The sequence below is a fragment of the Streptomyces sp. NPDC048018 genome, assembly GCF_043202995.1.
Lineage (GTDB): Bacteria > Actinomycetota > Actinomycetes > Streptomycetales > Streptomycetaceae > Streptomyces.
In genome coordinates, this window is the sequence record NZ_JBIDBK010000001.1 from 287,189 (window position 1) to 313,861 (window position 26,673).

The following is a 26,673-nucleotide window of genomic DNA, read 5'->3' on the forward strand; positions in this document are numbered from 1 at the left end:
GATGCTCACGCAGACCGTAGATTGGTCCATACCTTTCGTCAACCACCGGTGAATACTGCTGAGTTGACAGCCATCAGCCCCTTGTCCAGCCGGCGTCTCCGGCCGGTCCGGCACGCCCGGCGCCGCGTCCGCCCCGGCACCGCGTCGGCGCCGGGCGGCCCCCTGGGGCGACCCGCTGTGCCGCCTGACGGCCGTCACACGTCCGGCGTATCGCCCGGAGACCCTGCGCGGTCCGCCGACCGGTCCCCGTTCGCGGCGCACAGGTGGTCCAGCTGCGTCCCGATCTCCCGACGGAGCGCGTCGTGGCGCGGGCCGAGCCGGAAGCGGGCGTCCGTCCACCGGTCGCGCGGGTACGTCCACACCGGCACGCCGACCAGTTCCGGCGGCTCCCACGTGTGGCGCGGCCAGATGTGGGCGTGCAGGAAGGGGTCCGTGTTGCCGAGGATCTCGATGTTGACCCTGCGGAAGGCGGGGTCGAGGCGCCGACAGGCCCGTTCGACCGCTTCCGCGAGCCGGTCCATGTCGCCCAGGAAGGCGAGGCGTTCGCGCCTCGGCAGGTCCGACAGGCGCTGTACGCCGGGTTCGTCGACCAGGAGCACCGTGTAGCCCGGCAGGAACTGCACGTGGCCCATCACCGCGAAGCCGGAACGCAGGCGTCTGAAGACGGTCGGGTTCTCGCCCCGCAGGGCGGAACCGATCCGGTCGGTTCGCCAGTGGTCCGTCATGCCGCGGCGCTACCGGTCCGCGCGGGGGGCCGGGCCGCCCGGGACGACCAGGCCGGTCTCGTAGGCCAGCACGACGGCCTGGGCGCGGCTGTCCAGGTTCAGCTTGCTCATGGTGCGGTTGAGGTGGGTCTTGACGGTCGCCTCCCCGATGTAGAGCTGCTCGGCGATCTCCGCGTTCGACAGCCCCCGGGCGGTCATGCGCAGGACCTCGCATTCGCGCGCGGTGAGGAGGTCGAGGTCGGTCGCGGGTTCCGGGGCGGGACCGGCGCAGGTCACGTAGGCCTCGATCAGGCGGCGGGTGACGCTCGGCGCGAAGAGCAGGTCGCCCTGGGCCACCGCCGCGACCGCGTCGATGAGGCGCTGGGGGCCGGTGTCCTTGAGGAGGAAGCCGGATGCTCCCGCGCGCAGCGCGGCGTAGACGTACTCGTCGAGGTCGAAGGTGGTCAGGACGAGGATCCGGGGTGGCGGGGCGTCGGAGTCGGCGGCAGCGGCGTCGGCGAGGATGCGTTCGGTGGCCACCGTGCCGTCCATGCCGGGCATCCGGATGTCCATGAGGATCACGTCGGGTCGCAGACGCGCCGCGCAGGAGACCGCCGACTCGCCGTCGGAGGCCTCGCCGACGACCTCGATCCCCGGGGCCGCGCGCAGGAGCGCGACGAGGCCGGCCCGTATCAGGTCCTGGTCGTCCACCACGAGCACGCTGGTCATGCCGGGGGCGGGCTCCCCCACGGGTCGGCGTTCTCGCCGGTGACGGGAAGTCTGAGGCACACGCGGAATCCCCCCTCGGCCCGAGGGCCTGCGTCCACTGTTCCGCCGTAGAGCCTGGCGCGTTCGCGCATGCCGATCAAGCCGTGTCCCGGGCGTGGCGGAAGCTTGGCCGGATCCCGGCGGTGGGGACGCCCGTCGTCGGTGACGGTGACGCGCAGTTCGGCCGCCCGGTGCTCCACCAGCACCTCGGCCCGGGCCGGCCGGGCGTGCTTGAGGACGTTCGTGAGCGCCTCCTGCACCACCCGGTACGCGCACAGTTCGATGCCGGGCGGGAGGGGCCGGGGCGTGCCCGCGGTCGTCAGGTCGACCGGGACACCCGCAGCCCGGACGCGTTCGGCCACGTCGGCGAGGGCGGCGAGGCCGGGCATCGGGGCGTACCACGCGCCCGATTCGCCGCTCCCGTCCGGTATCCGTCCCGAATCGGCGGCCTCGGAACGCAGGAGGGAGAGGATCCGGCGCAGCTCCCGCAGCCCCTCCTGGCTGGTCTGCGTGATCGTGTCGAGGGCCGCACGGGCGGTGTCCGGCTCGGTCCGGAAGACATATCCGGCCATGCCCGCCTGCACGTTGATGACCGACATGTGGTGGGCGACCACGTCGTGGAGCTCGCGGGCGATCCGGCGCTGCTCCTCGGCGACCGCCCGCCTGGCCCGTTCCTCCTGCGCCTGGCGCAGTTGCGCCGTGAGCCGGGCCAGTTGCCGGTTCCGCCGGGCCAGCCGACGGGCGCTGTTGCCGAAGACCCAGATGACCGAGGGCACCGCCAGGGCCTGGATCACGGCCACGGCGACGCCGAGTTCGGGGGCGGTCAGTCCGCTGTAGAGGATGACGGCGGCGACGAGCGCGGCGGCCCCCGCGGCCGTACGGGGAGGCCGCTGCGCGGCGACGCCGTACAGGGCGATCGCCGGCCCCCAGAAGTTCAGCGAGGGCTGGTAGCCGGCGGCGAGGTAGCAGGCGAAGGCCACGCAGGAGGCGACGAGCGCGCCGATCGGGGCCACCCGGCGCAGGGCCAGGGGCAGGCCGACCAGCGCGCTCAGGGCGTAGGCGGGCGCGTCGAACGGCGGCCAGCCGGCCGGGTGGTACTGGTGACCGATCGCGGCCGTCGCCCCCACCAGCCCCACGGCCACCGTCGCGTCGACGAGCCGGGGGTCCACGCCGCGGAACCACCTCGCCCAGAGGGCCCTGATGCGCATCGCGCGATGCTACGTGCCGCGTCGGCGGGAGGGCGTCATACCGGAGGAGCAGTGTGCCCCGGAGTGCGCTGCCGCACGGGTTTACCCCGCTTCTCCACTCCGCGGTGGACGCCCTCGGCGGGGTCGCCGCGCGATGGTGGTCGGGCTTTCGGCGCCCGGCGCACAGCGCGGCGGGTGCCCCGTCCCACCCTTCGACCACACAGGGGGAATTCATGAGGATCAGCAAGCGGACCGGCGTCCTGCTGTCGACGGCGACCCTGCTGCTCGGCTTCGGCGGCGCGGCCACGGCGGCCCAGGCCGCTCCGGCTCCCGCTCCGGCGGCGGCCCTGGCGTGCAGCACCAGCAACGCGACCTCCCCGAAGACGGCGAGCGTCGACGGCATCTTCATCGAGCTGCGGTACAGCACGTCCAGCCGCTGCGCCTGGGGCCGGATCACCCACGCCGACCCGGGCGACAAGGTCTGGGTGGACCGTTCCAGCAACGGAGGCTCCTCCTGGGAGGGCCCGCTGGGCATGACCACCGTCCAGACCGGCTCGGACACCCACACCCCGGCGTACAACGACGCCGGCTACACGATGCGGGCGTGTGCCTGGAACGACACCACGGGCAACATCCGCTGCACCGGCTGGTACTGAGCCGGCCCGGCGGCCGCCCTTCCACGGGGGGAGGGCGGCCGCCGCTCCCCCCGCGCCGGCCCAGGTCCGGCCGCGGCACCGGTGGAATCGGGACCGGCGGCCGGTGACGGGAATAGCGTCGCGGGGTGCCGGGGTTGCCGTGGCGGGAGGTCATTCATGTCACTTGAAGGTGTGTACGAGCCGAGCCCCTCGAAGTGGGTCCGGGACCAGGTCGAGTTGTACGAGGCGTCCGGCGGCACGGAGGGGACGACCATCCGGGGGCTGCCCGTCGTCCTCGTGACCAGCCTCGGGGCGAAGAGCGGCAAGATCCGCAAGACCCCGCTCATGCGGGTCGAGCACGAGGGGGCGTACGCCCTGGTCGCCTCGAACGGCGGCGCGGTGAAGCACCCGGTCTGGTACCACAATCTGGTGGCGTCACCGCGGATCGAGCTGCGGGACGGCCCCAAGGTGTGGGACATGAGGGCCCGGATCGTCACCGGCGAGGAGCGGCAGACCTGGTGGGAGCGGGCCGTGGCCGCGTTCCCCGACTACGCGGACTACCAGACGAAGACCGAACGCGAGATTCCGCTCTTCGTGGTCGAGCCGGTCGCCTGAGCCTCACCACGTAGAGGCGGCGGCACCGGGAGCCGGCCGAGACCACGGCTGCGGATCGAGACCACGGCCGGGAGCCTGTCGCGACCCGGGAAGCAGGACAGGGCACAAAGCGGGCACTCTACCAGGACCGGGGCTTCGACACCGGGAAAACGACTACTCTCCACGCTTGTGTGCATGCGTACGGTAGTCATGGGCCAGGGAGGGAACACCTTGGTCTTCAGCCTGAGTCGTCGCCGTAAGCCGGTGCCCGAGAGCGGCGCCTGCCCGTACTCGCACGCGCATGTGCCCGCGCCCGCGCCTCCGCCCCCGCCTCCTGCCGTCACCGACCCGTCGGCCTCGGTGCGGCAGGAGGCGGAGCGGTTCATCCGTCAGTTCCACCACGAGCAGCCGCACGCGGGCGACGTGGAGTGGCGGGTGCGCGAGGTCTCGGCCGAGATCGATCGGACCGGGACCTACGTGCACTCCCCCGCCGAGCTGGCGTTCGGCGCACGGGTGGCCTGGCGCAACGCGGCGCGGTGCATCGGCAGGCTCTACTGGCGCAGCCTGGTGGTGCGGGACCTGCGGCAGGTCACGGCGCCCGAGGCCGTCGCCGAGGAGTGCTTCGAACATCTCCGGCTGGCCGGGAACGGAGGCCGGATCCGGCCGGTGATCTCGGTGTTCGCACCGGACCGGCCGGGTCGGCCGGGACCACGGATCGTCAACGACCAGCTGGTGCGGTACGCCGGCCACCGGGCGGAGACGGGCCGCTGGCTCGGTGATCCGCGCAGCGCCGCGCTGACGTCCGGCGCCCGCGAGCTGGGGTGGAAGCGGAGCGAAGAGCCCTTCCAGATCCTGCCGTTGATGGTGCGGGAGCGGCCCGGCGCCCGTCCGGAGTGGTACGAGCTGCCGGACGGCGCCGTGCAGGAGGTGCCGCTGCGCCACCCGGACCACGCCTGGTTCGCCGAGCTGGGGCTGCGCTGGTACGCGGTGCCGGCGATCAGTGACATGGTCCTGGAGATCGGCGGGGTGCGCTATCCGGCGGCGCCGTTCAACGGCTGGTACATGGGGACCGAGATAGGCGCGCGGAACCTCGCGGACGCCGAGCGCTACGACCTGCTGCCGGTGGTGGCCGACCGTCTCGGCCTGGACCGGTCGTCGGAGCGGACCCTGTGGCGTGACCGGGCCCTGGTCGAGCTCAACGTGGCGGTGCTGCACTCCTTCCAGGAGGCGGGGGTGACGATGGCGGACCACCACACCGAGTCGGAACGGTTCCTCCGGCACATCGCGCAGGAGGAACGCCACGGCAGGCCCACCCCCGCCGACTGGAGCTGGATCGTCCCGCCGGTCTCCGGCTCCGCCACGCCGGTCTTCCACCGGTACTACGACCCGGTGGACCCGTCTCTGCGACCGGCTTTCCTCGCGCGGGAGCAGTCGGCCGTCGCCGTCTCCGGATAGCTCCGGACGCGCCCGGGAACCCTCGGCCGTCTCCGGACAGCCCTCGACCCGCCCCGGAGTCCGCGGCTCCCACCGCCGGGCTGCCCGGTCCACGCGGCCACCGGGCCCGGCGGGGCGGCCGGTGTCCGGACGGCCGGTCTCGACGAGCACGGTCGCCCCACCGATGGTGCCGTGCCGTCCGGAGTCCGAGGATCCGGCCCCGGACGGCGCGGTCCCGGGAGTGCCGCTCACGCGCCGGATCCCGGGGGCCGACGCCCGCGTGGTCACCGTACCGCCGACGCCCGCGTGGTCACCGTACCGCCGACGCCCCCGCGCCCCGGGGCCCGGCGCCGGTGACGGTGGCGACGGGCCCCCGGGCGCCCTCCGTCGAGGACGTCGGAGCGCGGCAAGGTCAGGCCTTCGGGGCGTAGCCCGCCGGGCGGGTGGTGAAGGCGGCCCGGCCCTGGGTGCGGCTGCGCAGGTGCGTGGCGTAGCCGAAGAGGGCCGCCAGCGGGACGGTGGCGGTCAGGACCGCCGTGCCGGCGTGGGCGGTGGAGTCGGTGATCCGGGCACGACGGGCCGTCAGGTCGCCGAGGACGGTGCCCACGGCGGTCTCCGGTGCGGTGACGGTGACCTCGGCGACCGGTTCGAGCAGGGCCGTGCCGCCCGTACGGAGCGCCTCGCGCAGGGCGAGGCGGCCGGCCACGCGGAAGGCGAGTTCCGAGGAGTCCTTCACATGGGTGGCCCCGTCCGTGAGGGTCACCCGCACGCCGGTGACCGGGTGACCGCCGAGCGGCCCCTCCGCCAGGGCGTCGCGGCAGCCGGCCTCGACCGCGCGGACGAACTCCTGCGGGACACGGCCCCCCGTCACGGTCGACCGGAAGGCGAAGCCCCCCTCGCCGTCATCGGTGCCGCCACCTTCCTCCAGGGGCTCGACGTCGAGGACGACGACCGCGAACTGTCCGGCCCCGCCGTCCTGTTTGACGTGCCGGTACGTCAGGCCGGTGACCGTCCCGGCGGGCGTCTCCCGGTAGGCGACCCGCGGCCTGCCGACGGTGACGTCGAGGTCCCGGGCGCGGCGCAGCTTCTCCACGGCCACCTCCAGGTGGAGCTCGCCCAGGCCGGACAGCACGGTCTGACCGGACTCGGGATCGGTCCGTACGGTCAGCGACGGGTCCTCCTCGGTGAGGCGGGCCAGGGCGGTGGCGAGGCGTTCGGTGTCCCGGCCGCTCCGGGCCTCGACCGCCACCGACACCACCGGGGTGGTGGAGACGGGCGGTTCGAGGAGCACCGGTGCGCCGGGCGCGCACAGGGTGGCGCCGGTGCGCGCCGCCTTCGGACCGACGACGGCGACGATGTCGCCGGCGACGGCCAGGTCGGCCTCGGTGGTGCGGTCGGCCTGGACCCGGAGGATGCGGGCGATCCGTTCGGTGCGGCCGGCGGCGGTGTCGAGCACGGTGTCCCCCTTCCTCAGGGTTCCGGCGTAGATGCGGAGGTAGGTCATGCGGCCGTTGGGCGTCGTCGTCACCTTGAAGGCGAGCGCGGTGAGCGGCGCGTCCGGGTCGGCGGGGAGCTCGCCGCGTACCGGAGGCACGTCCGCGGGAGCGGGCAGATAGGCGACGACGGCGTCGAGCAGCGGCTCCACTCCCCGGTTGCGGTAGGCCGAGCCGCACAGCACGACCACCGCCTCGCGGGCGAGGGTCAGTTCACGCAGGGCGGCGACCAGGGTGTGCTCGCCGAGGGCGTCCTCGGCACAGAACTCCTCCAGGGCGGCGGGGTGCAGTTCCGCGACGGTCTCCTCCAGCCGGCGGCGTCGGCGGACCGCCTCGTCGCGCAGTTCCTCGGGTACGGGGCCGAGCTGGTACGTGTCGGAGCCGGCCGGCCAGGTGACGGCGCACATGCGGACGAGATCGACGACGCCGGTGAAGGCGTCCTCGCGTCCGATGGGCAGCTGCACCGGCAGCGGCACGGCGCCGAGGCGGGTGCGGATGCTGTCCACGGCGGTGTCGAGGTCGGCGCCCGCGCGGTCGAGCTTGTTGACGAAGGCGATGCGGGGGACGCCGTGCCGGTCGGCCTGGCGCCACACGGACTCGCTCTGCGGCTCGACGCCCGCGACGGCGTCGAAGACGGCGACGGCGCCGTCGAGGACGCGCAGCGCGCGTTCGACCTCGTCCGCGAAGTCGACGTGTCCCGGTGTGTCGATCAGGTTGAGCCGGTGTCCGGCCCAGTCGCAGCTGACGGCGGCGCTGAAGATGGTGATGCCGCGGTCGCGTTCCTGCGGGTCGAAGTCGGTGACGGTGGTGCCCTCGTGGACCTCCCCGCGCTTGTGGGTGGCGCCGGTGAGGTAGAGGAAGCGCTCGGTGAGCGTCGTCTTGCCGGCGTCGACGTGGGCGAGGATGCCGAGGTTGCGGGTGGTGCTGCGGTGACGCATGGTCAGTCTCGTTTCGCGTGCGATGCGGTTGCAGGGCAGCGCGATTCCCGTGACGACGGGCGGTCGGGAGCGGGGGAGCCTACGGCCTCCGGTCAGGAGGGCAGGGCCCGCGGCCTCTCTCGTCGCGGGTCAGCGGTGCCGGCCGCGCAGCCGGCACCGGAGCGACGAAGAGGCCAGGATCACGTCGTACCGGGCACGGGAGACGCCCACGGCGGCGGTCACGAGAGTGGTCGCGCGCATGGTCGTCTCCTTTCGGTGATCTCGACCGTCCCGGGCGGTCCCCGTGGTCGGGACGACCGGAGGCGGCCTTCGGCTCGTCGGTTCGGCTGGAGTCTAGGCACCGACGGGCGCGGTGGAACACCGATTTATCGCCGGGCCACGAACAGCGCACCGGGCGACGCCGGTGGAGCGTTCGACGGCCCTCCGCGGTCCTTGACGACGTGCCGGACGGTGCCGGCGCCGCCGAGGGAGGGGGGTGGCATGCCCCGGAAACACCGAAGGGGCCGGTGCCGTACGCGACCGGGCGGCCAGGTCCCGACGGCGTGGTCGGCGGCGACGCCGGGGCCGGCGGCAGCGTCCGGGCGGGGAGGAGCGCGGCGCCGCGGTCGACGCCGGCCCCGCGCGCCGGGCGCCCCGGGCCCCCGCGGCCCTACGGCTTCGGGGCGCGGCGCTGGAGGGCGCTGCGGCTGACCCAGTAGGTGATGACCGCGCCCCAGAACAGGGGGAAGGCCAGGGAGCCGAGGCCCTCGATGCGCCAGAGGGCCAGGGTGAGGACCGAGTGCAGGACGAGGAGGGAGACGGCGACCGCCATGGCGACGACCGGCTTGCAGCCCCGCGAGACGAGGAGCAGCGGACGCCGCAGGTGCGGTGGTACGCGCCGGGTGAGCCACAGGAACCAGCCGGCCCAGCCGCCGACGAGCACGGCCGCGCACAGCAGGACGCTGATGACGGCGTCGCCGCCGGAGGCGCCGGCTCTCAGGTGGGCGGAGGCGACGGAACTGACGGCGAAGCCGGCGAGGGCGACCCAGCGGGAGCCCGCGACGGTGCCCCAGGCCATGGTCTCCAGGTTGTAGCGGGCCTGCCGGTCGTTGAGGTCGAGGGCCGCGGACTGGACGAAGCCCTCGGCCGCCCTGGTCCAGGATCCGCGGCGCCGCCAGCGGTGCCGCAGGTGCAGCAGGGAGAGGTTGTTGTGGGCCTCGCTGCTCTCGGGGTCGAGGCGGAGCGCCGTCTCGTAGGCCTGCTGGGCGACCTGGAGGTCTCCGATGCGCTGGGCGGTCAGGCCGACCAGGAAGTGGGCGTCGCTCTCCTCGGGGGCGAGGGCCACGGCGGTGCGGGCGGCCTCGTACGCGGCGCGCTTGCGTTCCGCGCGGACGGAGCGGTCGAGGACCGTGCCGAGGGTGTAGTGGCTGCCCCAGTAGCGCGGGGCGATCTCCACCGCCCGCCGGGCGGACTCCTCGGCCTGGGCGTACTCCTTGAGGGCGAGCAGGATGTGGGTGCGCATCAGCCAACCCCCGACGGAGTCGGGCTCGGCCCGCAGGGCCTGCTCGACGGTGGCCAGGGCCTGCTGTTCGTCGCCGAGCCGGTGCCGGCACCGGGCGAGGAGTACGAGCGCGGCCGCGTCCTCGGGCTCCGTGGCCAGGTGTGTGGCGAGCAGCGCGGCGGCCTGCTCGTAGCGACCGAGTTCGACGAGTGCGTCGGCCTGACGCAGTTCGAGGCTCATCCGACCTTGTCCCTGTCGTGGGTGATGCTGAGCAGGTTCGGTACGAGTCCCAGCCAGAAGAGGAGCTGGGGGACGGCGCGGTCGGTCCACGGCACGAGGACGAGGAGCAGCGCGCACAGGGTGGCCCAGGCGGCCTGGCACAGGACGACGCGGGGCCAGAAGGAGCGGCGGACGAGCGAGAACACCGTCAGCCGGGCGCCGGTGCGCATGCGCCGGTAGCGGCGCCAGGCGCCGAAGGCCCAGACCGCGCCCATCAGGGTGAGGGCCCACAGGCGGGTGCCGAGGTCGACCGGAAGGTCCTTCGGCTCTCCCTCGGTGGGGAAGACGTCGGTGGTGACGGCGGCCATGGCGAGGCACAGCAGGGCAAGCCAGCGGGTGCCGCGGAGCATCCGGTAGACGGCCCGGTCGAGGTCCTCGCGCAGCTTCTCGGCGTGGGGCGCCGCGGCGAGGCCGCCGGCGTACAGGTCGGCGGCGCGGGCGGCGGACGTGCCGGGTCGGGCCGCCTCGCGCTCGGTGGCGGTGGTGACGGCGAGCGGATGCGCCGGGTCGATCCGGATGATCTGGCGGATGGCCTCGTCGGCCAGGTCCGGGCGCCGGTGGAAGGTGGCCACCGTGTGCAGGGTCACCCAGCAGTACGTCACCTCGGGGCCCTCCTTCACCGCCGCCCGCGCGTGTTCGAGCGCCTCCTCGGGGCGGTCCGGGGCCAGCCCGAGGAGGAGTTCGGCGAGCTGGCGGCGCGGGCCCCAGGCGTAGGGATCGATGCGCACGGCCTCGCGCTGGGCGGCCTCGGCCTCCTCCAGCCGGCCGAGCGTGCGCAGCGCGTAGCCGCGGACGCAGTGCGCGTCGAGGAAGCCGGGCTCCAGGCGGAGCGACTCCATGGCCGCGGCGTAGGCCTCGGACGCCCGGCCTAGGGTCCACAGGACCTGGCCGAGCAGGCTCCACGCCCGGTGGTCGTCGGGGTCCTCCGCGAGGGCCGGCCCGAGCAGCTCGTGGGCCTCCTCCACGCGCATCATCTCGTAGAGGACCCGGGCGCGTTCGACCTGGGGACTCGTCGTCACAGCTTGCGCTTCTTCTTCAGGTAGGCGACGAGGTCGTCGTACATGCCGCCGTCGTTGGCGAACATGGCCACGTTGCGGGCGGAGGCGAACCAGGACTCGCTGGACGGCCGGATCTGCTTGGCCGCCTGCAACAGGTCCTTGGTGCCGATCATGCGGACGGTGCCGGAGCGCGCGGAGTCGAGGAGCGCGGCCTCGGCGGCCGTCTCGCAGACGTGCGCCAGGTCGGCGCCGGAGAAGTCCTCGGTGGCCTTGACGACCTTCCCGAGGTCGACCGACTCGATGGGCCGGTCGCGCAGGTGGTAGCGGAGGATCGCCTCGCGGGCCGGGGCGTCGGGCGGCAGGACCAGCAGGGTGCGGTCCAGGCGGCCGGGGCGGCGCAGGGCGAGGTCGACGTCCCACGGCACGTTCGTGGCGGCGAGCACGAACACGCCCTCGTTGCGGTCGCCGTCGATGCCGTCGAGCTCCGTGAGGAGCTGGTTGACGACGTTGCGCAGTCCGCTGTGGTGGGTGCGGGAGCGCTTCGCGCCGAGGGCGTCCAGCTCGTCGAGGAAGACGACGCAGGGCGCCTGACGGCGGGCGGCCTCGAAGATGTCGTGGACGTTCTTCTCGGACGTGCCGATGTACATGTCCAGGATGTCCGAGAGTGACACCGACATGAAGCCGGCGCCGAGTTCGCCCGCGACGGCGCGCGCGATGAACGTCTTGCCGCAGCCGGGCGGGCCGTAGAGGAGCAGCCCGCCGCGGAGCGACTTGCCGTACAGGCGGCGCAGTTCGGGGTTCCGCATGGGGGCGAGGAACGCGGCCTCCAGACGGTCCTTCACCTCCTGCATGCCACCGACGTCGGCGAGGCGTACGTCGACGTCGCCCGGTCCGTCGATGTCCCAGGCGGACGCGTCGCCCGCGTCGCCGCTGCCGTCGGAGGTCAGCGGCTGCTCGGTGGCGTGGTCGGCGAAGCGGGGGCCGACGAGGTCCGCGACGTCCTGCTCGGCGGCGGCCCAGTCGAAGGCCGGCGGGCCGGCGGGCGGCCGCGTGGTGGACTCCGCGCCGGGCACGTCCGGCGCGGGCGCGCCGGTGGCCACGGAGTCCGGGCCGGTGGCCGTCGGGTCCGCTCCGTCCGGGCCGGTGGCCGTCGGGTCCGCTCCGTCCGGGCCGGTCCTGTCCGAGTTCCTCGTGTCCGGGGTGTTCGTTCCCCGGCCCGCTTCCGTGCCCGTCGCTTCCGGGCCCGTCGCGTCTGCCTGCGGGCGCTCCGCCATGCGGGGCGTCGGCGACGTGGGTGCGGCCGGCGGCCCGGTGGGCGTGGGCAGGTCCATGGCCCGGACCATCAGATCCCGGGCGGCAGGGTCGCCCGGGGCGTGCTGGAGCGCGACGGCGGCCTGGCTGACGGCCTCGTCGCTTCTCCCCTCGGCGAGGAGCAGTTCGGCGAAGTGCAGCCGCAGAGGCACGTCTTCGGGGGCGGCGGCGACGGCGGCGCGCAGGCTACGGATGAGGGGAGACTCGTCGGACATGGGGGTCAGCCTAGAAACAGCGCCGGCCGCCCCGTTCACCGGGTGCGGTCGTGATCACCGGCGGGGCGGCCCTCCGCCCCGCGCAGGGCCGGCGACCGGTCCGGCCGGCGGCCCGGTTCGGCCCGGCCGCCCGGACGCGCCGGTCCGGCCGCGGCCCGATCCGGAAGACCCGGCCCCGGGCGTCAGGAGTGGCCGCGGCCCGGCCGGTTCCCGCCCTGACCGCCCTGCCCGCCCCGGCCGCCGCCCCGGGCGCCACCGCGGCCGCCGCCCTGGCCGCCGCCGTCCCGGCGCGGACGACGGCGGTTCGGCTGGGGTACACCGGGACCTCCCGCGGCCTCCGGCGAGGAGAACATCATCGGCACGGCGGGCGGGGTCGCGGGAGCGCCCGGCGACGCCGCCGGAGGGGCGCCCGGGGCGCCGGTCCCGCCGGTGGCCGCCGTTCCCCCGTTCGCCGCGGCAGCGGCAGCCGCGGCGGCCCGGGCGGCCAGGGACTCGTGGCCGCCGGCGGGACCGGCTCCCGCGAGGACGGTGGCGTGCGAGATCAGGGGCGCGCAGGCCTGGCAGATCTCGGCGAGTGTCCAGACCTCGGCGAGGAGCGGGTTGTGGATGAGGACGAGGAGCGTCCTGCCGGTGCAGGTGGCGCGGGCGGTGTGGTGCCGGCAGCCGGTGGCGCCGCAGGCGCAGGCGGCGTTCGGGCGGAGGGTGGCGAGGCGGGCGTGCGCCCGGGCGTGTTCGGAGGCGAAGACGCGCAGGGCCTGGAGGTCCCGGGACCGGGCGGGCATGCGGCAGCCCGCCGTGGTGCAGGTGACCGTCGCGGAGTGGTCGGGGTGACCGCTGAGTCGGATCGTCCAGGTCCTGCCTGGCAGACGTGATCCAGGAAGCATGCTCAACGCGCGCGTGTCCGTTCGAATGAGAGGGGTGTTGCCCTTCGTTTTACCCCGTGGGCGCCCCAGGTTCACATCCGGGATTGGTCCAGCCGGTGGAGACGCGGTGCGCGCGCAGGCGTCGCAGGGCGAGGAGACCGCCGATTCCGGGCACGAGGGCGACCCACCTGGTCGGGGTGCTGCCGCGGGTGAGGCGCCAGGTCGCGCCGATGACGAGGAGGTACGCGCAGCCGTGCGCCGGGCCCATGAGGGAGGAGACGGGACGCAGGTGGAGGGTCGCCAGATTGGCGAGCATGACGAGGAGCGTGACGAGTTCGGCGTGCGCGGCGGCGCGCAGCGGTCGGAGGCCCGGTTCCACGGTCACGCTCCGGTGGTGGAGCCGGGGCGGACGATCATCAGGACGGTGACCGTGGCCCACAGGACGTTGAAGACACCCGCGAGCATCGCCAGGCGGCGGTCGGCCGCGCCGCCGCCCGGTCCGCCGACGGCGGCAAGGGCACCCTGCTGCGCCGGGAGGATCGCCAGGGCGAGGACCGCTGCGGCGGCAGCGGTGAGGACGACGGAGGCGATCAGCCAGGCGCTGCCGAGGACGCCCAGGCTGCTCGCGGTGGCGAATCCGAAGACGGGCACGGCGAGGCCGAGAACGGCGTAGACGCGGCAGATGCGGTGCAGGGTGCGGAGGACGGCACGGGGGTCCGGGTCGTCCGGCGCCGCGTGGGCCCGGCGCAGGGCGGGCGGGAACATGCTCGCGGCGACGGTGACGGGTCCGACGGCCACGATCGCGGCCAGGACGTGCAGGGCGAGGAAGAGTGTGGTCACGGGGGCCTTCGAGGGGCGGGGTACGGGGCTTCGCCGACGGCCTGGCGGCCCGGCGGTGCCGACGGTATGCCGTGCCCGCGCCGCGTCCCAGTGGCGGGAGTGCCAGGTGTCAACGGAAAAGTGACATCCGCCGTCGAGGCCCGCCTCACACGCTCTGAGCTGCAAGTGGTCGGGCCGCACGCGCTCACCCCCCGGCCACGGAGCGCCGCCGGAGGGCTATGTTCCTGCCATGCACACCGTCGCCGTCCTCGCCCTCGACCGGGTCGTCCCCTTCGACCTCGCGACCCCCATCGAGGCGTTCACGCGCGCCAGGCTGCCCGACGGACGCGCGGGCTATCAGGTGCGGGTGTGCGCCGCGCGGCCCGAGGTCGACGCGGGGACCTTCGCACTGCGCGCGCCCTGGGGGCTCGCAGCGCTGCGGGAGGCGGACACCGTGGTCGTCCCGGGGACGGCCGATCCGACGGCGCCGCTGCCCGACGAGGTGCGCGAGGCGCTGTGCGCGGCGGCGGCGAACGGGACGCGGATCGCGTCCATCTGCGCGGGGACGTTTCCGCTGGCGGCGACGGGGCTCCTCGACGGGCTGCGGGTGACCACGCACTGGATCGCGGCCGATCTGCTGGCCGAGACGTTTCCGCGCCTGACGGTCGACCCCGACGTGCTCTACGTCGACAACGGGCAGTTCCTCACCTCGGCCGGCGCGGCGGCGGGCCTCGACCTGTGTCTGCACATGATCCGCGCCGACTACGGTTCCGCGGTCGCCGCCGACGCCGCGCGGATGGCCGTCGTGCCGCTGGAACGAGAGGGCGGACAGGCGCAGTTCATCGTCCACGACCGCCCTCCGGTGCCCCGGGGCTCGGACCTGGAGCCGCTGCTCGCCTGGCTGCAGGACAACCTGGGCCGCGCGCTCACCCTCGACGAGATCGCCGCGCGGGCCGGGACGAGCACCCGGACGCTGATCCGCCGGTTCCGGGAGCAGACCGGCACGACGCCGCTCCAGTGGCTGCACCGGGCGCGGGTCCGGCAGGCGCAGCACCTGCTGGAGACGACCCGGCACTCCGTCGAACGGATCGGCGCCCAGGTCGGCTTCGGCTCCCCCACCGCCTTCCGGGACCGCTTCAAGCGCACCACGGGCGTGAGCCCGCACTCGTACCGGCGCAGCTTCGGCTGAGCGGAAGCCGTCCACGCTGGGGGCCGCGTCCGGACGGGTGGGCCGCGGCCCGGCCGCGGGCTGTGGCCCGCCCCTCGGCTGCGGCCCACCTCGTTGCCTGCGGCCGCACTCGTCGCCTGCCGCACCCCCGTGCGGCCGCCTCCTCCGTGGCGCCGCCCCTCCCGTGCCTGGGCGCCCGTCCCCGTGAGCCGTAGGCGCCGTCCCTCCCCTGCCTGTCTCCCGCCTCGACGGCCGGCGCCCCTCCCGTGGCTCCCGGCCACTCCCGCCGCAGGGCGATCCGCCGTCCTACCCGGCGTCCGCCGGATAGGACACGCCGATCCGTTCCCGTACGGCGTCCAGCGTGCGCATCACCGCCAGAGAACCGTCCAGCGGCACCAGCGGCGACTCGGTCTCGCCCGCCCTGAGGCAGCGCATGACCTCGGCCGCCTCGTGCTGAAGGGTGTCGTGGCGCCCCTGTCCCGTGAACTCCTCCGGCTCGTGGCCGTACCGGTGGAGCACGAAACGCTCCGGACAGAAGAAGCCGCGGGGTATGTCGATCCGGCCGGCGGTACCGGTGATCGAGGCCGTGATCGGTGTGTCGGCCACGATCGAGCAGGACAGGAGCGCGCTCGCGCCGGAGTCCCAGCCGAGCAGCACGCCGGTGTTGAGGTCCACGCCCTCGGGCGAGAGCAGCGCGTGCGCCTGGACGCGGTCGGGCTCGCCGAGCAGCAGCTGGGCGAAGGACACGGGGTAGACCCCCAGGTCGAGCAGCGCGCCGCCGCCCAGGGCCGGGTCGCGCAGCCGGTGCCCTGGGGCGAACGGGCCGGCCAGTCCGAAGTCGGCCTGCACGGTGCGGATCTCGCCGACGGCGCCGTCGGCGACGAGCCGGGTGAGCTCGCGGACGAGCGGGTTGCAGTACGTCCACATGGCCTCCATGAGGAAGAGTTCGCGCTCGCGGGCGAGCGCGACGAGCTCCCCGGCCTCGCGGGCGTTGAGCGTGAACGCCTTCTCGCAGAGCACCGCCCGGCCCGACTCCAGGCAGAGCCCCGCCGCGGCCCGGTGGGCGGCGTGCGGAGTGGCCACGTACACCACGTCGATGTCCGGGTCGGCGGCGAGCTTCGTCCAGTCCCCGTACGCCCTCGGTATCCCGAACCGGTCCGCGAAGGCCTCCGCGGACCGCGCGCTGCGTGACGCCACCGCGACGACCTCGGCGTCGGGCATCGCCAGCAGATCGGTCGTGAAGGAGGCCGCGATGCCCCCCGTGGCCAGCACACCCCACCGTACGGTCCCGCCCATGCCGTCTCCCACCCCTCGTGTCACGGACCGCTGCCGACCCGCGTCGGCAGCCCGGAGCACCGGAGCATAGGGGTGGTGGGGTGTCCCGGACCGAGTCGACCGATGCGTGGACGCCGGCCGCGCCAGGCCGCGGCGCCCGGCGCGACAGGACCGGGATCCGGGGGCCTGGCACGGCCGGATCGGCCGGGATCGGCCGGGATCTGGGGCCTGGCACGGCCGGCCGCGGGTGCGAGGGCCAGGGGACGCGTGGAGCAGGGGACGCGAGGAGCAGGGGTCGCGAGGCTCCCGGGCGGGCGTCGGCGGCGCGAGGAGGCCCGGGCCGCGGCGCCACCTGCGCGTCGGACGCCCAAGGACACGGTGTTCGGCCGGCGCGGGGAGTCCCGCGGACAGGGGCTCGACCGCATCCGGGACGCCCGAGGAGACGACGTTCGCCAGGCGCGGGAGACCCGAGACCACAGGGTGCGACCGGCGCGGGCAGGCCCGAGACCACAGCGGCGACCGGCGCGGGCAGGCCCACGGCAGCGGCGTTCGGCCGGCGCGGGGACGCGAGGGACGCCTGGGCCCGAGGTGCCACCAGCGCGGCGGAGGCGCGGCGGGCCGGGGAGTCCGGCCGGTCCGGCGGTTGTGGGGTGGCGGGGCGCGGGCCGGACACGGAGCATGGAAGTGCGGCTCGTGCCGATCGAAGAGGCTGGAGTGTTCCGCATGATCGAGAACGAGACCGGCGAGGCCTGGGGCGACGACGTCTACCAGCCCGACGGCAGCGAGGTTCAGGACGACGCGGGGCTGCTCGACGCGTCGGACACGCTGGTCGGGCCCGTCGACCCCGTGGAAGAGGGGTACGTTCCGCCGGACCGCCCGTGGGCCGTCGAGCACACCGGGGTCACCGCGGCCGAGCGGCTGCGGGGCGAGACGCTGGACCAGCGGCTCGCTGTGGAGAGGCCCGAGGACGCCGGCGACCCCGACTGGGACGGCATCGGCGACTCCGTTGACACCGACGGCGAACCGCTGGACCGTGAGGTGGGCGACCACCGCGCCGGCCGGCTCGTGGCACCGGACAACGGCCTCGCCCTGTCCCCGCTGGAGGGCTACGCCCGTGACGTGGGCATCGACGGCGGCGCGGCGTCCGCCGAGGAGGCGGCCGTGCACCTCGTCGAAGAGGAATGAGTCCCGGAATCCGCCGCCCGATCCCGCCCCGGACCCTCGCGGCACCCGCGCGCCGGAGGCCCGCCGACCCGGCTCACGACGCCCTGGCCGGTTCTTCGAACTCGTACTCCTGACCTCACAGGGCCGCTTCAAACGTGAAAGACGGCAGGCTCGCACAAGATCGTGATGTGTGCACCAAACACCCGAGAGCCGTTATCCATCCGTTATAAACGGGCATTTTGACCCGCTAACGACCCTTTTGACGGGTGGGAAGTGACGGACTTGCGGGCCGATCGAATTTTGCGCACCTATCGCATTCTCTCGCTTTGCACAACCCTTCCGGGCCAGGAAGTTCGTCGACTTGCTGGGTAGCTTCGGCCGACATGACCACAGCGCACATGACCACGGCACGGATGACATCCCCGAGGAGCGACGTCACCATCGGCCCCGCCGAAGTGGCGGACGGCGCCGATCTCTGGCGCATCGCCAGCGAATCGGGCGAACTGGACGTCAACTCGCCCTACAGCTACCTGCTGTGGTGCCGCGACTTCGCCGCGACGAGCGCCGTCGCCCGCGACGACTCGGGGCGCGCGGTCGGCTTCGTCACCGGCTACCTGCGCCCCGAGGCGCCGGGGACGCTGTTCATCTGGCAGGTGGCCGTGGACGGTTCGCACCAGGGAACCGGGGTAGCCGCAGCCTTGCTCGACGCTCTTGCCGCCCGGGTGGCGGCGGAGCACGGGCCGGTCCGGCTCGAGGCCACGGTCACCCCGGGGAACGTGCCGTCCGACCGGCTCTTCCGCTCCTACGCGCGCCGCCACGGCGCGACCGTGACCCGGGAGGTCCTGTTTCCGACCACCTCGTTCCCCGACGCGCCCGACGCCGGTGTCCACGAGCCCGAGGTGCTCTACCGCATCGGCCCCGCGGCGGCCTGACCCGCCGCCCCGGCAGGTCGTCCGGACCCGCCGCGCGGCGCACGCACGTCTGAACCTGCTCATCACCCACCCCCCATCGAGATCCGGGAGAACCGTGACCCTCACCGACATCGCCCCGTCCGTCTTCGAGACCGTCGAATCCGAGGTGCGCAGCTACTGCCGCGCCTGGCCGGTGGTCTTCGAGCAGGCCCGAGGCAGCCGGCTGTACGACGAACACGGGCGCCCCTTCCTCGACTTCTTCGCCGGAGCGGGCTCCCTCAACTACGGCCACAACAACCCGGTCCTGAAGCGGGCCCTGCTGGACTACCTCGCCAATGACGGCGTCACCCACGGCCTCGACATGTCGACGACCGCCAAGCGCGACTTCCTGGAGACCTTCCGCGCGACGGTCCTCGAACCGCGCGCCCTGCCCTACAAGGTGATGTTCCCGGGCCCGACCGGCACCAACGCCGTCGAGGCGGCCCTGAAACTCGCCCGCAAGGTGACCGGGCGGGAGACCGTCGTCTCCTTCACCAACGCCTTCCACGGGATGTCCCTCGGCTCGCTCGCCGTCACCGGCAACGCGACCAAGCGGGCCGGCGCGGGCGTTCCGCTCAACCACGCCGCGCAGATGCCCTTCGACCACTACCTCGGCGGCCAGGTGCCGGACTTCCTGTGGTTCGAGAAGCTGCTCGCGGACCCGGGCTCGGGCCTGGACCACCCGGCGGCCGTCATCGTCGAGACCGTGCAGGGCGAAGGCGGCATCAACGTCGCCCGCGCCGAATGGCTGCGCGGCCTCGCGGACCTGTGCCGCCGCCACGACATGCTCCTGATAGTCGACGACGTGCAGATGGGCTGCGGCCGCACCGGCGACTTCTTCTCCTTCGAGGAGGCGGGCATCACGCCCGACATCGTCACCCTGTCCAAGTCCATCAGCGGCTACGGCCTGCCGATGGCCCTCTGCCTGTTCCGCCCGGAGCTGGACCAGTGGCAGCCGGGCGAGCACAACGGCACCTTCCGCGGCAACAACCCGGCCTTCGTCACCGCGACCGCCGCGCTGGACGCGTACTGGAGCGACGGCGCCCTGCGCGAGCGCACCCTGAGCCGGGCGCACCGGGTCGAGCAGGCCCTCGGCGACCTGTGCGGCGACGACGAGCGCATGGGCCTGGGGTACCGGGGCAGGGGTCTCGTCTGGGGCCTGGAGTTCGCCGACGGCGACCGCGCCGACGCCGTGTGCCGACGGGCCTTCGAGCTCGGGCTGCTCCTGGAGACCTCGGGGCCGCACGGCGAGGTCGTGAAGCTGCTGCCGCCGCTGACGGCGACGGACGACGAGCTCGACGAGGGGCTCGGCATCCTGGCCCGTTCCGTACGGCACGCCGCCGACCGCGCCCTCGCCGCCTGAACCGCCGCAAGAAGGAGAGACCTCATCCATGATCGTCCGTAGCTTCGCCGAGATCGAGAACACCGAGCGCCACGTGCGTGCCGCCTCCGGCACCTGGGAGAGCAAGCGCATCATCCTCGCCCGTGAGCGGGTGGGCTTCTCCCTGCACGAGACCGTCCTGTACGCCGGGACCGAGACGTCCATGTGGTACGCGAACCACGTCGAGGCCGTCGTCTGCACCGCCGGCGAGGCCGAGCTCACCGACCACGAGACGGGCCGCACGTACACGATCGTGCCCGGAACGATGTACCTCCTCGACGGGCACGAGCGGCATTCGCTGAAGGTCAAGCAGGACTTCCGCTGCCTGTGCGTCTTCAACCCGCCCGTGACGGGCCGCGAGGACCACGACGAGAACGGCGTCTACCCGCTGCTCACCGAGCCCGACCCGGCCTGACGACGCGGTGCCTCGTCCGTCACGAGAGCACGAGGTCCGTGACGCGACCACGAGACACCCGCCGTCCCGCCTCACCGCGACACCCGCGACACCCGCGACACCCGCGACACCCGCGACAACGACACCTGCGACAAGAGACACGAGAAAGGCAGGCACCGCCCCTCATGACCTCCGCACCGACCCGTCCCGTCGACCTCTATCCCACCCGCGGCACCGAAGAGGTGCTGGTCGGCCGCAAGGACCCCGTCGTGTGGTCCTCTCCCGCGACCCCGGGGCCGTTCTGGGCCCGTGAGCTGGAGGAGTACGAGCGCGACGGCTTCGCCACCGTCGACGCGCTCGTCACCCCGGACGAGGTCGTGGAGCTGCGGGCCGAGCTGGACCGGCTCGTCAACGACCCGAGGGTGCGCGAGGACGAGCGAGCCGTCGTGGAGTCGCACTCGCAGGAGATCCGTTCCGTCTTCGAGGTGCACCGGATCAGCGAGGTGTTCGCCCGCCTGGCCGCCGACCCCCGGATCGTCGGGCGGGCCCGCCAGATCCTCGGCTCCGACGTGTACGTCCACCAGTCGCGCGTCAACGTGAAGCCCGGTTTCGGGGCCAGCGGCTTCTACTGGCACTCCGACTTCGAGACCTGGCACGCCGAGGACGGACTGCCGCAGATGCGAACCGTCTCGGTGTCGATCGCGCTGACCGAGAACCACCCGACCAACGGCAGCCTGATGATCATGCCGGGGTCGCACCGGACCTTCCTCGGCTGCGAGGGCGCCACCCCGAAGGACAACTACAAGAGGTCGCTGCAGATGCAGGACGCAGGCACCCCGTCGAACGCCGCCCTCACGCAGTTCGCCGAGGCGTGCGGCATCCGCCAGTTCACGGGCGCGCCGGGCTCGGCGACCTGGTTCGACTGCAACGCGCTGCACGGTTCGGGCGACAACATCACCCCGTATCCGCGCAGCAACGTGTTCCTCGTGTTCAACAGCGTCGAGAACATCCCGGAGGCCCCGTTCGCCGCACCGGTCCGACGGCCCTCCTTCATCGCCTCGCGCGACTACACCCCCATCGGGTGACCTCTCCCCCGTCGCGCCGATGGCCCGCCGGCGGAATCCGTAGCGGCTGAGCGCCCTCGCGTCCCGTGCACGCGAGGGCGCTCTTCCGTGGGGTGCGCGCCACGGCAGTGGAAGCCGTCTGCGCGAAGGCGACGGAGGGTCCCGAGCAGGCCGTGACGTCGCCGGCCGGGCGGCAGGACGGCCCGACGCACTGCGCGCGGTCCGGATCGACGCCTTCACGACCGCTTCGGCTCCCTCCCGAAGTCAGCGCCGCGCCGTTCGCCGCCCCGCTCGTCTTCGCGCCGCCGATGCCGGGCTTGCGGCTCAGGTCCGTCCTCAAGTCACTGCCCGGCGCGGCCTTCCCCCTCCCCCTCGCCCACGGCGCGTACGGCGCCGAGGAGCCGTCGTGGCGGTGCCCCGGGGCCAGAACCCATTCCAAGGCGACGGCGAGCGCCCCGCGCTACGGATGGCGCCGGAAGGTGCTGAATAGGGAGAGGCGTGCACGACTCTGTCCCTTCGGCAGCGCCGGCCGCAGCGGCAGTTCCGGCACGCGAACGGTCGACGTGCGTACTCGTACGACGAAGGGCACGTCATTCCCGCTCACGAGGCCGCGGCAGGCGCTGCGGGGGCGGCACCGCGCGCGTAGGCCAGGGCCTGACGATCGGTCGCGGCGAGCGCGTGCCCCCTTCGGGCCGAGCGGAGCCGGCGGACCGGCGAACGCCGACGAGGCGTCCGTACACGGGCTGCGCGAGGGCCGCGAGGAGGAGGCGGCGGGCCGGACGGGGGCCGGGGGCTGGTCGCCATGGCCGGCCGGGCGCCGACCCGGCTCTCCGGGCGGCCGGCAGCAGCCGGTGACGATCGGCCGGGCGATCGCCGGGCGGCGGGAGGTCACGCTCCTCGGCGGGGCGACGTCCGCGCCCCGGCCCGGGGTCGGTGGCGGAGGTACCGGACGTGCTGCGGAACACGGACGTCAGGCTGCTCGGCCTCACCCACGAGATGGGGAGCAACCGGGACGCGTCGGGACAGAATCCTCAGGTTCGGCCGGGGAATCGTCTGACGCGGCGTCGCATGAACCGACAGGGCGTTGCCGCGCCCGGCCGGCCGCGTTCGCGCACGCCAGAATGCCGGGCCCGGGGCGTACACCGTCAGGGGGTACACCCAGGGCCCGGCTGTTGTGGTGGCGCCCGTTCCGGAAGCGGGACGCCTCGCCCGCTCCGGCCCGGTCAGGGCTTGGCGGGCGAATCGGCGAGCATGCCCTCGCGCAGCCGCGCGAGGCTGCGGGCGAGGAGACGCGACACGTGCATCTGCGACACGCCGAGCTGGACGCCGATCTCCGACTGGGTCCGCTCCTCGACGAAGCGCAGGTGCAGCAGCAGCCGGTCGCGCTCGTCGAGACGCTCGACGAGCGGGGCGAGGGTGTGGAAGTCCTCGAAGAGTGCGAGCGCCGGGTCCTCCTCACCGATGAAGTCGGAGAGCGAGGCGTCGACGTCATCGTCGTCACCGTTGCCGAGGGCGGCGTCGAGCGAGGTGGAGGAGTAGCCGTTGGCGGCGATCTGCGCCTCGATCACCTCGTCCTCGGAACGGCCCATCGCCTCGGCGAGTTCGGCGACGCTGGGCGACCGGCCGAGCCGGGAGCCCAGCTCCTCGTTGGCCTTGGCCAGCTCCACGCGCGCCTCCTGAAGGCGGCGGGGCACGTGCACCGCCCAGGTCGTGTCGCGGAAGAAGCGCTTGATCTCGCCCACGATGTACGGCACGGCGAAGGTCGCGAACTCGACCTCGCGGGACAGGTCGAAACGGTCGATCGCCTTGATGAGGCCGATGGTCCCGACCTGGATGATGTCTTCCATCTCGTCGCCCCGGGCACGGAAGCGGTTCGCCGCGTACCGCACCAGCGACATGTTCATCTCGATGAGGGTGTTGCGGACGTACTGGTGCCCCTCCGTCCCCTCCTCCCGTACCGCCAACTCGCGCAGGAACACCTTCGACAGGGCGCGCGCGTCCTGGGGCGCGACCTCGTGAGGAGCCTCGAGCACGGGCAGGTCCTGGCACGCGCCGTCGTTCACGGCCGTTGTCGTCGCCTTCGCCATCTCGGTCCGCACGGGGACAACCTCCTGTTTTTCGCCGAACGTTCGCCTGTGGCGTACCGCCTACCCCCACTTCACCCACGTACTCCTACCTAATTTCGGCGGGCATCTTTTCGGTGGGCGAGGGCAGGCGGGAAGTGCCCGAATCACACCAACTGTGAGAAATGGGGTTCATGATGAACAGTCAGGGCGACGTACGGTCGGGCCCGTCGACGCCCGTGCGAGAGGCGTACGACCTCGGGCACCATGGAGAGACGCACGTACGCACCTCGGCACAGGCACGCCGGGAGATCCGTCTCGCGCTGGGGTCCGGCACGACGACCCGGCCCGAACAGGTCGAGGACGTCATGCTGGTGGCGTCGGAGCTGGTGACCAACGCGCTGCGGCACGCCGGCGGGGTGACCGGATTCGCGGTCTCCGTGGGGCGTGACAGCGTGACCGTGTCGGTGAGCGACGCCAGTCCGCGGCCACCGCGGTACGCGTTGCCGCATGACCTCCGGCCCGGCGGCTTCGGGTGGCCGATCGTGCTGCGCCTGTCCCGTGAGGTGTCCGTGGACGTGGGGCGCGCGGGCAAGACGGTGCGCGCGGTGGTGGCGGTGGACCGCTGAGCGTGCGCGCCCGTCGCCCCGTACCGGCGTCCCGCACCCGCATCGCACCCGTCACGCATTCGTTCCGCACTCCGCACACATCGACTGAGGAGCCATGGAGAACCTTCTTCGACTGGTCATCGTCCTGGGCGGCTCGGCGGCGGTGTCGCTGGCCGCGGTCCGCGCGGCGGACCTGCTCGCACGGAAAGCCGACGCACGCCACCCCGAGACCCCGCTGTGGGGGCTGCTGCGCCGGTGCCGCACACCGCTGTACGTCGTTCTGTTCACCACCCTGCTCGGGTGGACGTTCCGCGCGACGCGCTGGGCGCCGCTGGAGGAGCACGCCGCCGCGGTGAGCCATCTCCTCGTGCTCTGCCTGATCGGCGGCGGCGCCTGGCTGGCGATACGGGTCGCCGCGGCCGTCGTCGAGTCCTCGTACACGCGCTACGCCGGGCGGTCGCGTGACGTGGCCCGGGTGCGGCGGGTCCACACCCAGGTGACGCTGATCATGCGGGTGGTGTCCGTCGCCGTGGGCGTGATCGCTGCGGCCGTGGCGCTGGTGACCTTCCCGGCGTTCCGGGCGGTCGGGACCTCGCTGCTCGCCTCGGCCGGGATCATCGGCATCGTGGCGGGCGTGGCGGCGCAGTCGACGCTGGGCAATCTCTTCGCCGGCTTCCAGATCGCCTTCGGCGACATGGTCCGGCTCGGCGACACCGTCGTCGTGGACGGGGAGTGGGGCGTCGTGGAGGAGGTGACCCTGACGTTCCTGACGGTACGGACCTGGGACGAGCGCCGGGTCACGCTTCCGGTGTCGTACTTCACCTCCCGCCCCTTCGAGAACTGGTCGCGCGGCGGTGCCGAGATGACCGGCACGGTCTTCGTCCACTGCGACCACACCGTGCCGGTGTCGCGGATGCGCGTGCGGCTGCGCGAGTTCCTGGACAGCTGCCCGACGTGGGACGGCCGGGCCTGGGACCTCGCCGTCACCGACACCTCGCCCACCTGCGTCACGGTCCGCGCCCTGGTGACCGCCAAGGACGCCGACGACCTGTGGACCACCCGCTGCGCGGTACGGGAGGAGCTGGTCGCCTGGCTGTCGCGCGAGCATCCCGACGCGCTGCCCAAGGTGGTGACCGCTCAGGCCGAGGCCCTGTCCCACCGGTGACGCCCCCGTGGCGACTTGCAGACAAGGAGCGGCACGTTCCGCATCCCGGTGCGCCCTGCGGGCAGTACAGCCGGAGACGGCCTGCCCCGCGCGGCCACCGAAGTGAGGAGCAGCCATGCCGACATCGTCACGGGCCGGAGAGCCCGTCTTCACCGCCGACTTCGGCTCGTCGGAGCAGTGGGTCGCGGGCCGCTCGTGGGCCTATCCCGACGGCGGACCGGTCAATCCGGGCGACAACAAGCTGGACCATCTGACGGCCGATCCCGCCTACGCGCGGTCCGGCGTCTTCCGTGCGACCCGCCGCCGGGACGGTCTCTGGGACAGCGGGCTCCTCACGACCGAGGGAAGCCCGCAGGGCTTCGAGGTGCGCACCGGCGACACCCTGGAGGCACGGGTGCGCCTGCCCGAGGAGACGGGTGCGTGGCCGGCGATCTGGACCTGGCGGGACGGCGGGCAGGAGGTGGACGTCTTCGAGTACCACCCCGACAACCCGGACCTGCTGGAGCTCTCCAACCACGTGCGGGGCACGCACCGCTACCACCGCTCCGCCGGCGTCCGGCCGGGCGGCTGGATCCGGCTGCGGACCGAGTTCGGGTCCCGCTCGGTGGTGTGGTGGCTCGACGGCGAGGAGGTCTTCGCGGACCACCGCGGCGTCGGGCGCTCCTGGCACGCGTACCTGATCGTCAACCTGTCGGTCTGCGCGGGCCGTTACCACCCGGCACCGCCCCCCGGCACGACGGCGATGTCCTACGAGGTCCGCGACCTGCGGGTGTTCCGACCCGGCGCCCGTCCCCTCACGGACGACGTCCCGCACTGAGCGGGGCGGGCGGCCGGGCTCCGCGGGAGCACCTGCGCGGCGGGGCGTCGGCACAGGGGTACGGCGGCCCCGCACGCAGCCCGACGCCCTCGCCGGACGCGCGGGCCCGCAGGCCGGCGGCCGGGGCCGGCAGCGGTGGTGGTCACCACCAGTAGGTCGGGTAGCGGGGTGCGCCGCGGCGGATGCGGGAGACCACGAACTCCATCAGGACCAGGACGGTCGACGCGCCGAGGAGCAGGGGGACGAAGCGGGCCGGGGACGGGGACTGGAGGACGATCACGACGGCGGTGGCGCAGGCGGGTGCGTGCGGTGTGCGCGCGAGGGTCGTCAGGGCCAGGGTGACACCGGCGGCGATGGCCGCGGCGGCGGAGCCGGCGCCCGTCACGGCGAGGGTCGCGTAGCCGGCGGCGGCCGCCAGGAGGTGGCTGACGACGACGCTGCGCGGCTGCGAGAAGGGCAGCGTCGGCGCGCTGTGCACCAGGGCGGCGCTGGCGGCCAGGGGCGGGATCAGGACGGGCTCGTGGATGGCCGCGCCGATCGCCACCAGGCCGAGGAGGACGAGCGTGACCGTGCTGACGCTGTGCACGGCCGCCGCCGGGGCCGGGCGGGCCGGGGCGCGACCCGCGATGCGGGGCCTGGTCGGGGTCTCGGGGGCTGCGGTGTCGGTGCTCATGCGCTGGTGTTTCCTGGCGGTCGGCCTCGGGCCGGCGGGCGCCGGAGGCCGGGAGAGAGGACGGGGATCGGGGAGAGCGGGCCACGGACGCTGTGATCGACAGTCGGCCCGCCCTTGCGCCCACGTCTGCGCCGACCGGGTGGGGGCGGCACTCCCTCCGGATTGTATACAAATCGTTGAAGCAGGGAGGAGTGGGGTGGGTGGGATCACATCGGCCCCACGCCCCGTACCGG

The 26,673-nt window shown here is 73.8% G+C and carries 25 protein-coding genes; 12 read left to right on the forward strand and 13 right to left on the reverse strand.

Annotated features, from left to right (window positions below; translation table 11 throughout):
- Window positions 1-194 precede the first annotated feature (194 nt).
- The 3 genes from ACGF1Z_RS01345 to ACGF1Z_RS01355 are packed head-to-tail and all read right to left on the reverse strand — an operon-like array spanning window position 195 to window position 2,680.
- Window positions 195-725, reverse strand: a complete 531-nt coding sequence (locus tag ACGF1Z_RS01345) for an HIT family protein (RefSeq protein ID WP_392998615.1) — start codon at window positions 723-725, stop codon at window positions 195-197.
- 9 nt (window positions 726-734) lie between these two features.
- Complete coding sequence (locus tag ACGF1Z_RS01350) at window positions 735-1,433, reverse strand: response regulator (protein WP_392998617.1); 699 nt, start codon at window positions 1,431-1,433, stop codon at window positions 735-737.
- Complete coding sequence (locus ACGF1Z_RS01355) at window positions 1,430-2,680, reverse strand: sensor histidine kinase (protein WP_392998619.1); 1,251 nt, start codon at window positions 2,678-2,680, stop codon at window positions 1,430-1,432. Before ACGF1Z_RS01355 ends, ACGF1Z_RS01350 begins: the two co-directional genes overlap by 4 nt.
- Window positions 2,681-2,892: 212 nt before the next feature.
- Here ACGF1Z_RS01355 and ACGF1Z_RS01360 point away from each other — a divergent pair, with 212 nt between their 5' ends.
- From ACGF1Z_RS01360 to ACGF1Z_RS01370, 3 genes are all read left to right on the forward strand, one after another.
- A complete protein-coding gene (locus tag ACGF1Z_RS01360) occupies window positions 2,893-3,315 on the forward strand; it encodes a DUF2690 domain-containing protein (protein WP_392998621.1) in 423 nt (140 codons plus the stop codon).
- A gap of 156 nt (window positions 3,316-3,471) precedes the next feature.
- The gene (locus tag ACGF1Z_RS01365) at window positions 3,472-3,909 is read left to right on the forward strand and encodes a nitroreductase family deazaflavin-dependent oxidoreductase (RefSeq protein ID WP_392998623.1); all 438 of its coding nucleotides are present in this window, start codon (window positions 3,472-3,474) and stop codon (window positions 3,907-3,909) included.
- Between the two features lie 174 nt (window positions 3,910-4,083).
- Window positions 4,084-5,343: a nitric oxide synthase oxygenase gene (locus ACGF1Z_RS01370; RefSeq protein WP_392998625.1), complete on the forward strand. Its 1,260-nt coding sequence runs from the start codon at window positions 4,084-4,086 to the stop codon at window positions 5,341-5,343.
- A gap of 391 nt (window positions 5,344-5,734) precedes the next feature.
- Here ACGF1Z_RS01370 and fusA read toward each other — a convergent pair whose 3' ends face one another.
- The 7 genes from fusA to ACGF1Z_RS01405 form a co-directional block, all read right to left on the reverse strand.
- The gene (gene fusA / locus ACGF1Z_RS01375) at window positions 5,735-7,753 is read right to left on the reverse strand and encodes an elongation factor G (protein ID WP_392998627.1); all 2,019 of its coding nucleotides are present in this window, start codon (window positions 7,751-7,753) and stop codon (window positions 5,735-5,737) included.
- Window positions 7,754-8,402: 649 nt separating this feature from the next.
- Window positions 8,403-9,473 (reverse strand): tetratricopeptide repeat protein, encoded by a 1,071-nt coding sequence (locus ACGF1Z_RS01380; protein ID WP_392998629.1) that lies wholly within the window; start codon window positions 9,471-9,473, stop codon window positions 8,403-8,405.
- The gene (locus ACGF1Z_RS01385; RefSeq protein ID WP_392998631.1) at window positions 9,470-10,531 is read right to left on the reverse strand and encodes a tetratricopeptide repeat protein; all 1,062 of its coding nucleotides are present in this window, start codon (window positions 10,529-10,531) and stop codon (window positions 9,470-9,472) included. Before ACGF1Z_RS01385 ends, ACGF1Z_RS01380 begins: the two co-directional genes overlap by 4 nt.
- The gene (locus ACGF1Z_RS01390; protein WP_392998633.1) at window positions 10,528-12,036 is read right to left on the reverse strand and encodes a tetratricopeptide repeat protein; all 1,509 of its coding nucleotides are present in this window, start codon (window positions 12,034-12,036) and stop codon (window positions 10,528-10,530) included. The genes ACGF1Z_RS01385 and ACGF1Z_RS01390 overlap by 4 nt, the downstream gene beginning before the upstream one ends.
- Before the next feature lie 182 nt (window positions 12,037-12,218).
- A complete protein-coding gene (locus ACGF1Z_RS01395; protein ID WP_392998635.1) occupies window positions 12,219-12,818 on the reverse strand; it encodes a hypothetical protein in 600 nt (199 codons plus the stop codon).
- Between the two features lie 151 nt (window positions 12,819-12,969).
- Window positions 12,970-13,284, reverse strand: coding sequence for a DUF3817 domain-containing protein (locus tag ACGF1Z_RS01400; protein WP_392998637.1), 315 nt, complete (start codon window positions 13,282-13,284; stop codon window positions 12,970-12,972).
- Entirely contained in the window at window positions 13,281-13,739 is a 459-nt protein-coding gene (locus tag ACGF1Z_RS01405) for a hypothetical protein (protein ID WP_392998639.1), read from the reverse strand. Before ACGF1Z_RS01405 ends, ACGF1Z_RS01400 begins: the two co-directional genes overlap by 4 nt.
- A gap of 229 nt (window positions 13,740-13,968) precedes the next feature.
- On the opposite strand from ACGF1Z_RS01405, the gene ACGF1Z_RS01410 reads away from it, so the two are divergent.
- Entirely contained in the window at window positions 13,969-14,907 is a 939-nt protein-coding gene (locus tag ACGF1Z_RS01410; protein WP_392998641.1) for a GlxA family transcriptional regulator, read from the forward strand.
- 285 nt (window positions 14,908-15,192) lie between these two features.
- Here ACGF1Z_RS01410 and ACGF1Z_RS01415 read toward each other — a convergent pair whose 3' ends face one another.
- Window positions 15,193-16,182: a Gfo/Idh/MocA family protein gene (locus ACGF1Z_RS01415; protein WP_392998643.1), complete on the reverse strand. Its 990-nt coding sequence runs from the start codon at window positions 16,180-16,182 to the stop codon at window positions 15,193-15,195.
- A 702-nt stretch (window positions 16,183-16,884) separates the two neighbouring features.
- Between ACGF1Z_RS01415 and ACGF1Z_RS01420 the strand changes: the two genes are divergently transcribed.
- The 5 genes from ACGF1Z_RS01420 (at window position 16,885) to thpD (ending at window position 21,135) form a co-directional block, all read left to right on the forward strand.
- Window positions 16,885-17,346, forward strand: a complete 462-nt coding sequence (locus tag ACGF1Z_RS01420; RefSeq protein WP_392998645.1) for a DUF5709 domain-containing protein — start codon at window positions 16,885-16,887, stop codon at window positions 17,344-17,346.
- A 392-nt stretch (window positions 17,347-17,738) separates the two neighbouring features.
- Window positions 17,739-18,257 carry a diaminobutyrate acetyltransferase gene (ectA, locus tag ACGF1Z_RS01425; RefSeq protein ID WP_393000262.1) on the forward strand — a complete coding sequence of 173 codons (519 nt, stop codon included), beginning with the start codon at window positions 17,739-17,741 and terminating at the stop codon, window positions 18,255-18,257.
- Window positions 18,258-18,351: 94 nt separating this feature from the next.
- On the forward strand, window positions 18,352-19,638 hold the full coding sequence (ectB, locus tag ACGF1Z_RS01430) for a diaminobutyrate--2-oxoglutarate transaminase (RefSeq protein WP_392998647.1): 1,287 nt from the start codon (window positions 18,352-18,354) through the stop codon (window positions 19,636-19,638).
- Window positions 19,639-19,666: 28 nt separating this feature from the next.
- The gene (locus ACGF1Z_RS01435) at window positions 19,667-20,071 is read left to right on the forward strand and encodes an ectoine synthase (RefSeq protein ID WP_392998649.1); all 405 of its coding nucleotides are present in this window, start codon (window positions 19,667-19,669) and stop codon (window positions 20,069-20,071) included.
- Between the two features lie 164 nt (window positions 20,072-20,235).
- Entirely contained in the window at window positions 20,236-21,135 is a 900-nt protein-coding gene (gene thpD / locus ACGF1Z_RS01440; protein WP_392998651.1) for an ectoine hydroxylase, read from the forward strand.
- A 1,202-nt stretch (window positions 21,136-22,337) separates the two neighbouring features.
- Here thpD and ACGF1Z_RS01445 read toward each other — a convergent pair.
- Window positions 22,338-23,201 carry an RNA polymerase sigma factor SigF gene (locus ACGF1Z_RS01445; RefSeq protein WP_393000264.1) on the reverse strand — a complete coding sequence of 288 codons (864 nt, stop codon included), beginning with the start codon at window positions 23,199-23,201 and terminating at the stop codon, window positions 22,338-22,340.
- A 170-nt stretch (window positions 23,202-23,371) separates the two neighbouring features.
- On the opposite strand from ACGF1Z_RS01445, the gene ACGF1Z_RS01450 reads away from it, so the two are divergent.
- The 3 genes from ACGF1Z_RS01450 to ACGF1Z_RS01460 all read left to right on the forward strand — a co-directional run bounded on the left by ACGF1Z_RS01450 (window position 23,372) and on the right by ACGF1Z_RS01460 (window position 25,767).
- Window positions 23,372-23,806, forward strand: a complete 435-nt coding sequence (locus ACGF1Z_RS01450; protein ID WP_392998653.1) for an ATP-binding protein — start codon at window positions 23,372-23,374, stop codon at window positions 23,804-23,806.
- A gap of 94 nt (window positions 23,807-23,900) precedes the next feature.
- Window positions 23,901-24,950, forward strand: a complete 1,050-nt coding sequence (locus tag ACGF1Z_RS01455; RefSeq protein ID WP_392998655.1) for a mechanosensitive ion channel family protein — start codon at window positions 23,901-23,903, stop codon at window positions 24,948-24,950.
- 115 nt (window positions 24,951-25,065) lie between these two features.
- On the forward strand, window positions 25,066-25,767 hold the full coding sequence (locus tag ACGF1Z_RS01460; RefSeq protein ID WP_392998657.1) for a beta-glucanase: 702 nt from the start codon (window positions 25,066-25,068) through the stop codon (window positions 25,765-25,767).
- Between the two features lie 142 nt (window positions 25,768-25,909).
- Here ACGF1Z_RS01460 and ACGF1Z_RS01465 read toward each other — a convergent pair whose 3' ends face one another.
- Window positions 25,910-26,440, reverse strand: coding sequence for an HPP family protein (locus ACGF1Z_RS01465; RefSeq protein WP_392998659.1), 531 nt, complete (start codon window positions 26,438-26,440; stop codon window positions 25,910-25,912).
- Window positions 26,441-26,673: the final 233 nt, after the last annotated feature.

Coding starts and splice junctions, on each gene's coding strand:
- ACGF1Z_RS01435 (WP_392998649.1), top strand. CDS start 19,667: ATGATCGTCCGTAGCTTCGCCGAGATCGAGAACACCGAGCGCCACGTG.
- thpD (WP_392998651.1), top strand. CDS start 20,236: ATGACCTCCGCACCGACCCGTCCCGTCGACCTCTATCCCACCCGCGGC.
- ACGF1Z_RS01445 (WP_393000264.1), bottom strand. CDS start 23,201: ATGGCGAAGGCGACGACAACGGCCGTGAACGACGGCGCGTGCCAGGAC.
- ACGF1Z_RS01355 (WP_392998619.1), bottom strand. CDS start 2,680: ATGCGCATCAGGGCCCTCTGGGCGAGGTGGTTCCGCGGCGTGGACCCC.
- ectA (WP_393000262.1), top strand. CDS start 17,739: ATGACATCCCCGAGGAGCGACGTCACCATCGGCCCCGCCGAAGTGGCG.
- fusA (WP_392998627.1), bottom strand. CDS start 7,753: ATGCGTCACCGCAGCACCACCCGCAACCTCGGCATCCTCGCCCACGTC.
- ACGF1Z_RS01360 (WP_392998621.1), top strand. CDS start 2,893: ATGAGGATCAGCAAGCGGACCGGCGTCCTGCTGTCGACGGCGACCCTG.
- ACGF1Z_RS01455 (WP_392998655.1), top strand. CDS start 23,901: ATGGAGAACCTTCTTCGACTGGTCATCGTCCTGGGCGGCTCGGCGGCG.
- ACGF1Z_RS01460 (WP_392998657.1), top strand. CDS start 25,066: ATGCCGACATCGTCACGGGCCGGAGAGCCCGTCTTCACCGCCGACTTC.
- ACGF1Z_RS01410 (WP_392998641.1), top strand. CDS start 13,969: ATGCACACCGTCGCCGTCCTCGCCCTCGACCGGGTCGTCCCCTTCGAC.
- ACGF1Z_RS01350 (WP_392998617.1), bottom strand. CDS start 1,433: ATGACCAGCGTGCTCGTGGTGGACGACCAGGACCTGATACGGGCCGGC.
- ACGF1Z_RS01345 (WP_392998615.1), bottom strand. CDS start 725: ATGACGGACCACTGGCGAACCGACCGGATCGGTTCCGCCCTGCGGGGC.
- ACGF1Z_RS01395 (WP_392998635.1), bottom strand. CDS start 12,818: ATGCCCGCCCGGTCCCGGGACCTCCAGGCCCTGCGCGTCTTCGCCTCC.
- ACGF1Z_RS01465 (WP_392998659.1), bottom strand. CDS start 26,440: ATGAGCACCGACACCGCAGCCCCCGAGACCCCGACCAGGCCCCGCATC.
- ACGF1Z_RS01370 (WP_392998625.1), top strand. CDS start 4,084: ATGCGTACGGTAGTCATGGGCCAGGGAGGGAACACCTTGGTCTTCAGC.
- ACGF1Z_RS01380 (WP_392998629.1), bottom strand. CDS start 9,473: ATGAGCCTCGAACTGCGTCAGGCCGACGCACTCGTCGAACTCGGTCGC.
- ACGF1Z_RS01365 (WP_392998623.1), top strand. CDS start 3,472: ATGTCACTTGAAGGTGTGTACGAGCCGAGCCCCTCGAAGTGGGTCCGG.
- ACGF1Z_RS01415 (WP_392998643.1), bottom strand. CDS start 16,182: ATGGGCGGGACCGTACGGTGGGGTGTGCTGGCCACGGGGGGCATCGCG.
- ACGF1Z_RS01390 (WP_392998633.1), bottom strand. CDS start 12,036: ATGTCCGACGAGTCTCCCCTCATCCGTAGCCTGCGCGCCGCCGTCGCC.
- ACGF1Z_RS01450 (WP_392998653.1), top strand. CDS start 23,372: ATGATGAACAGTCAGGGCGACGTACGGTCGGGCCCGTCGACGCCCGTG.
- ACGF1Z_RS01420 (WP_392998645.1), top strand. CDS start 16,885: ATGATCGAGAACGAGACCGGCGAGGCCTGGGGCGACGACGTCTACCAG.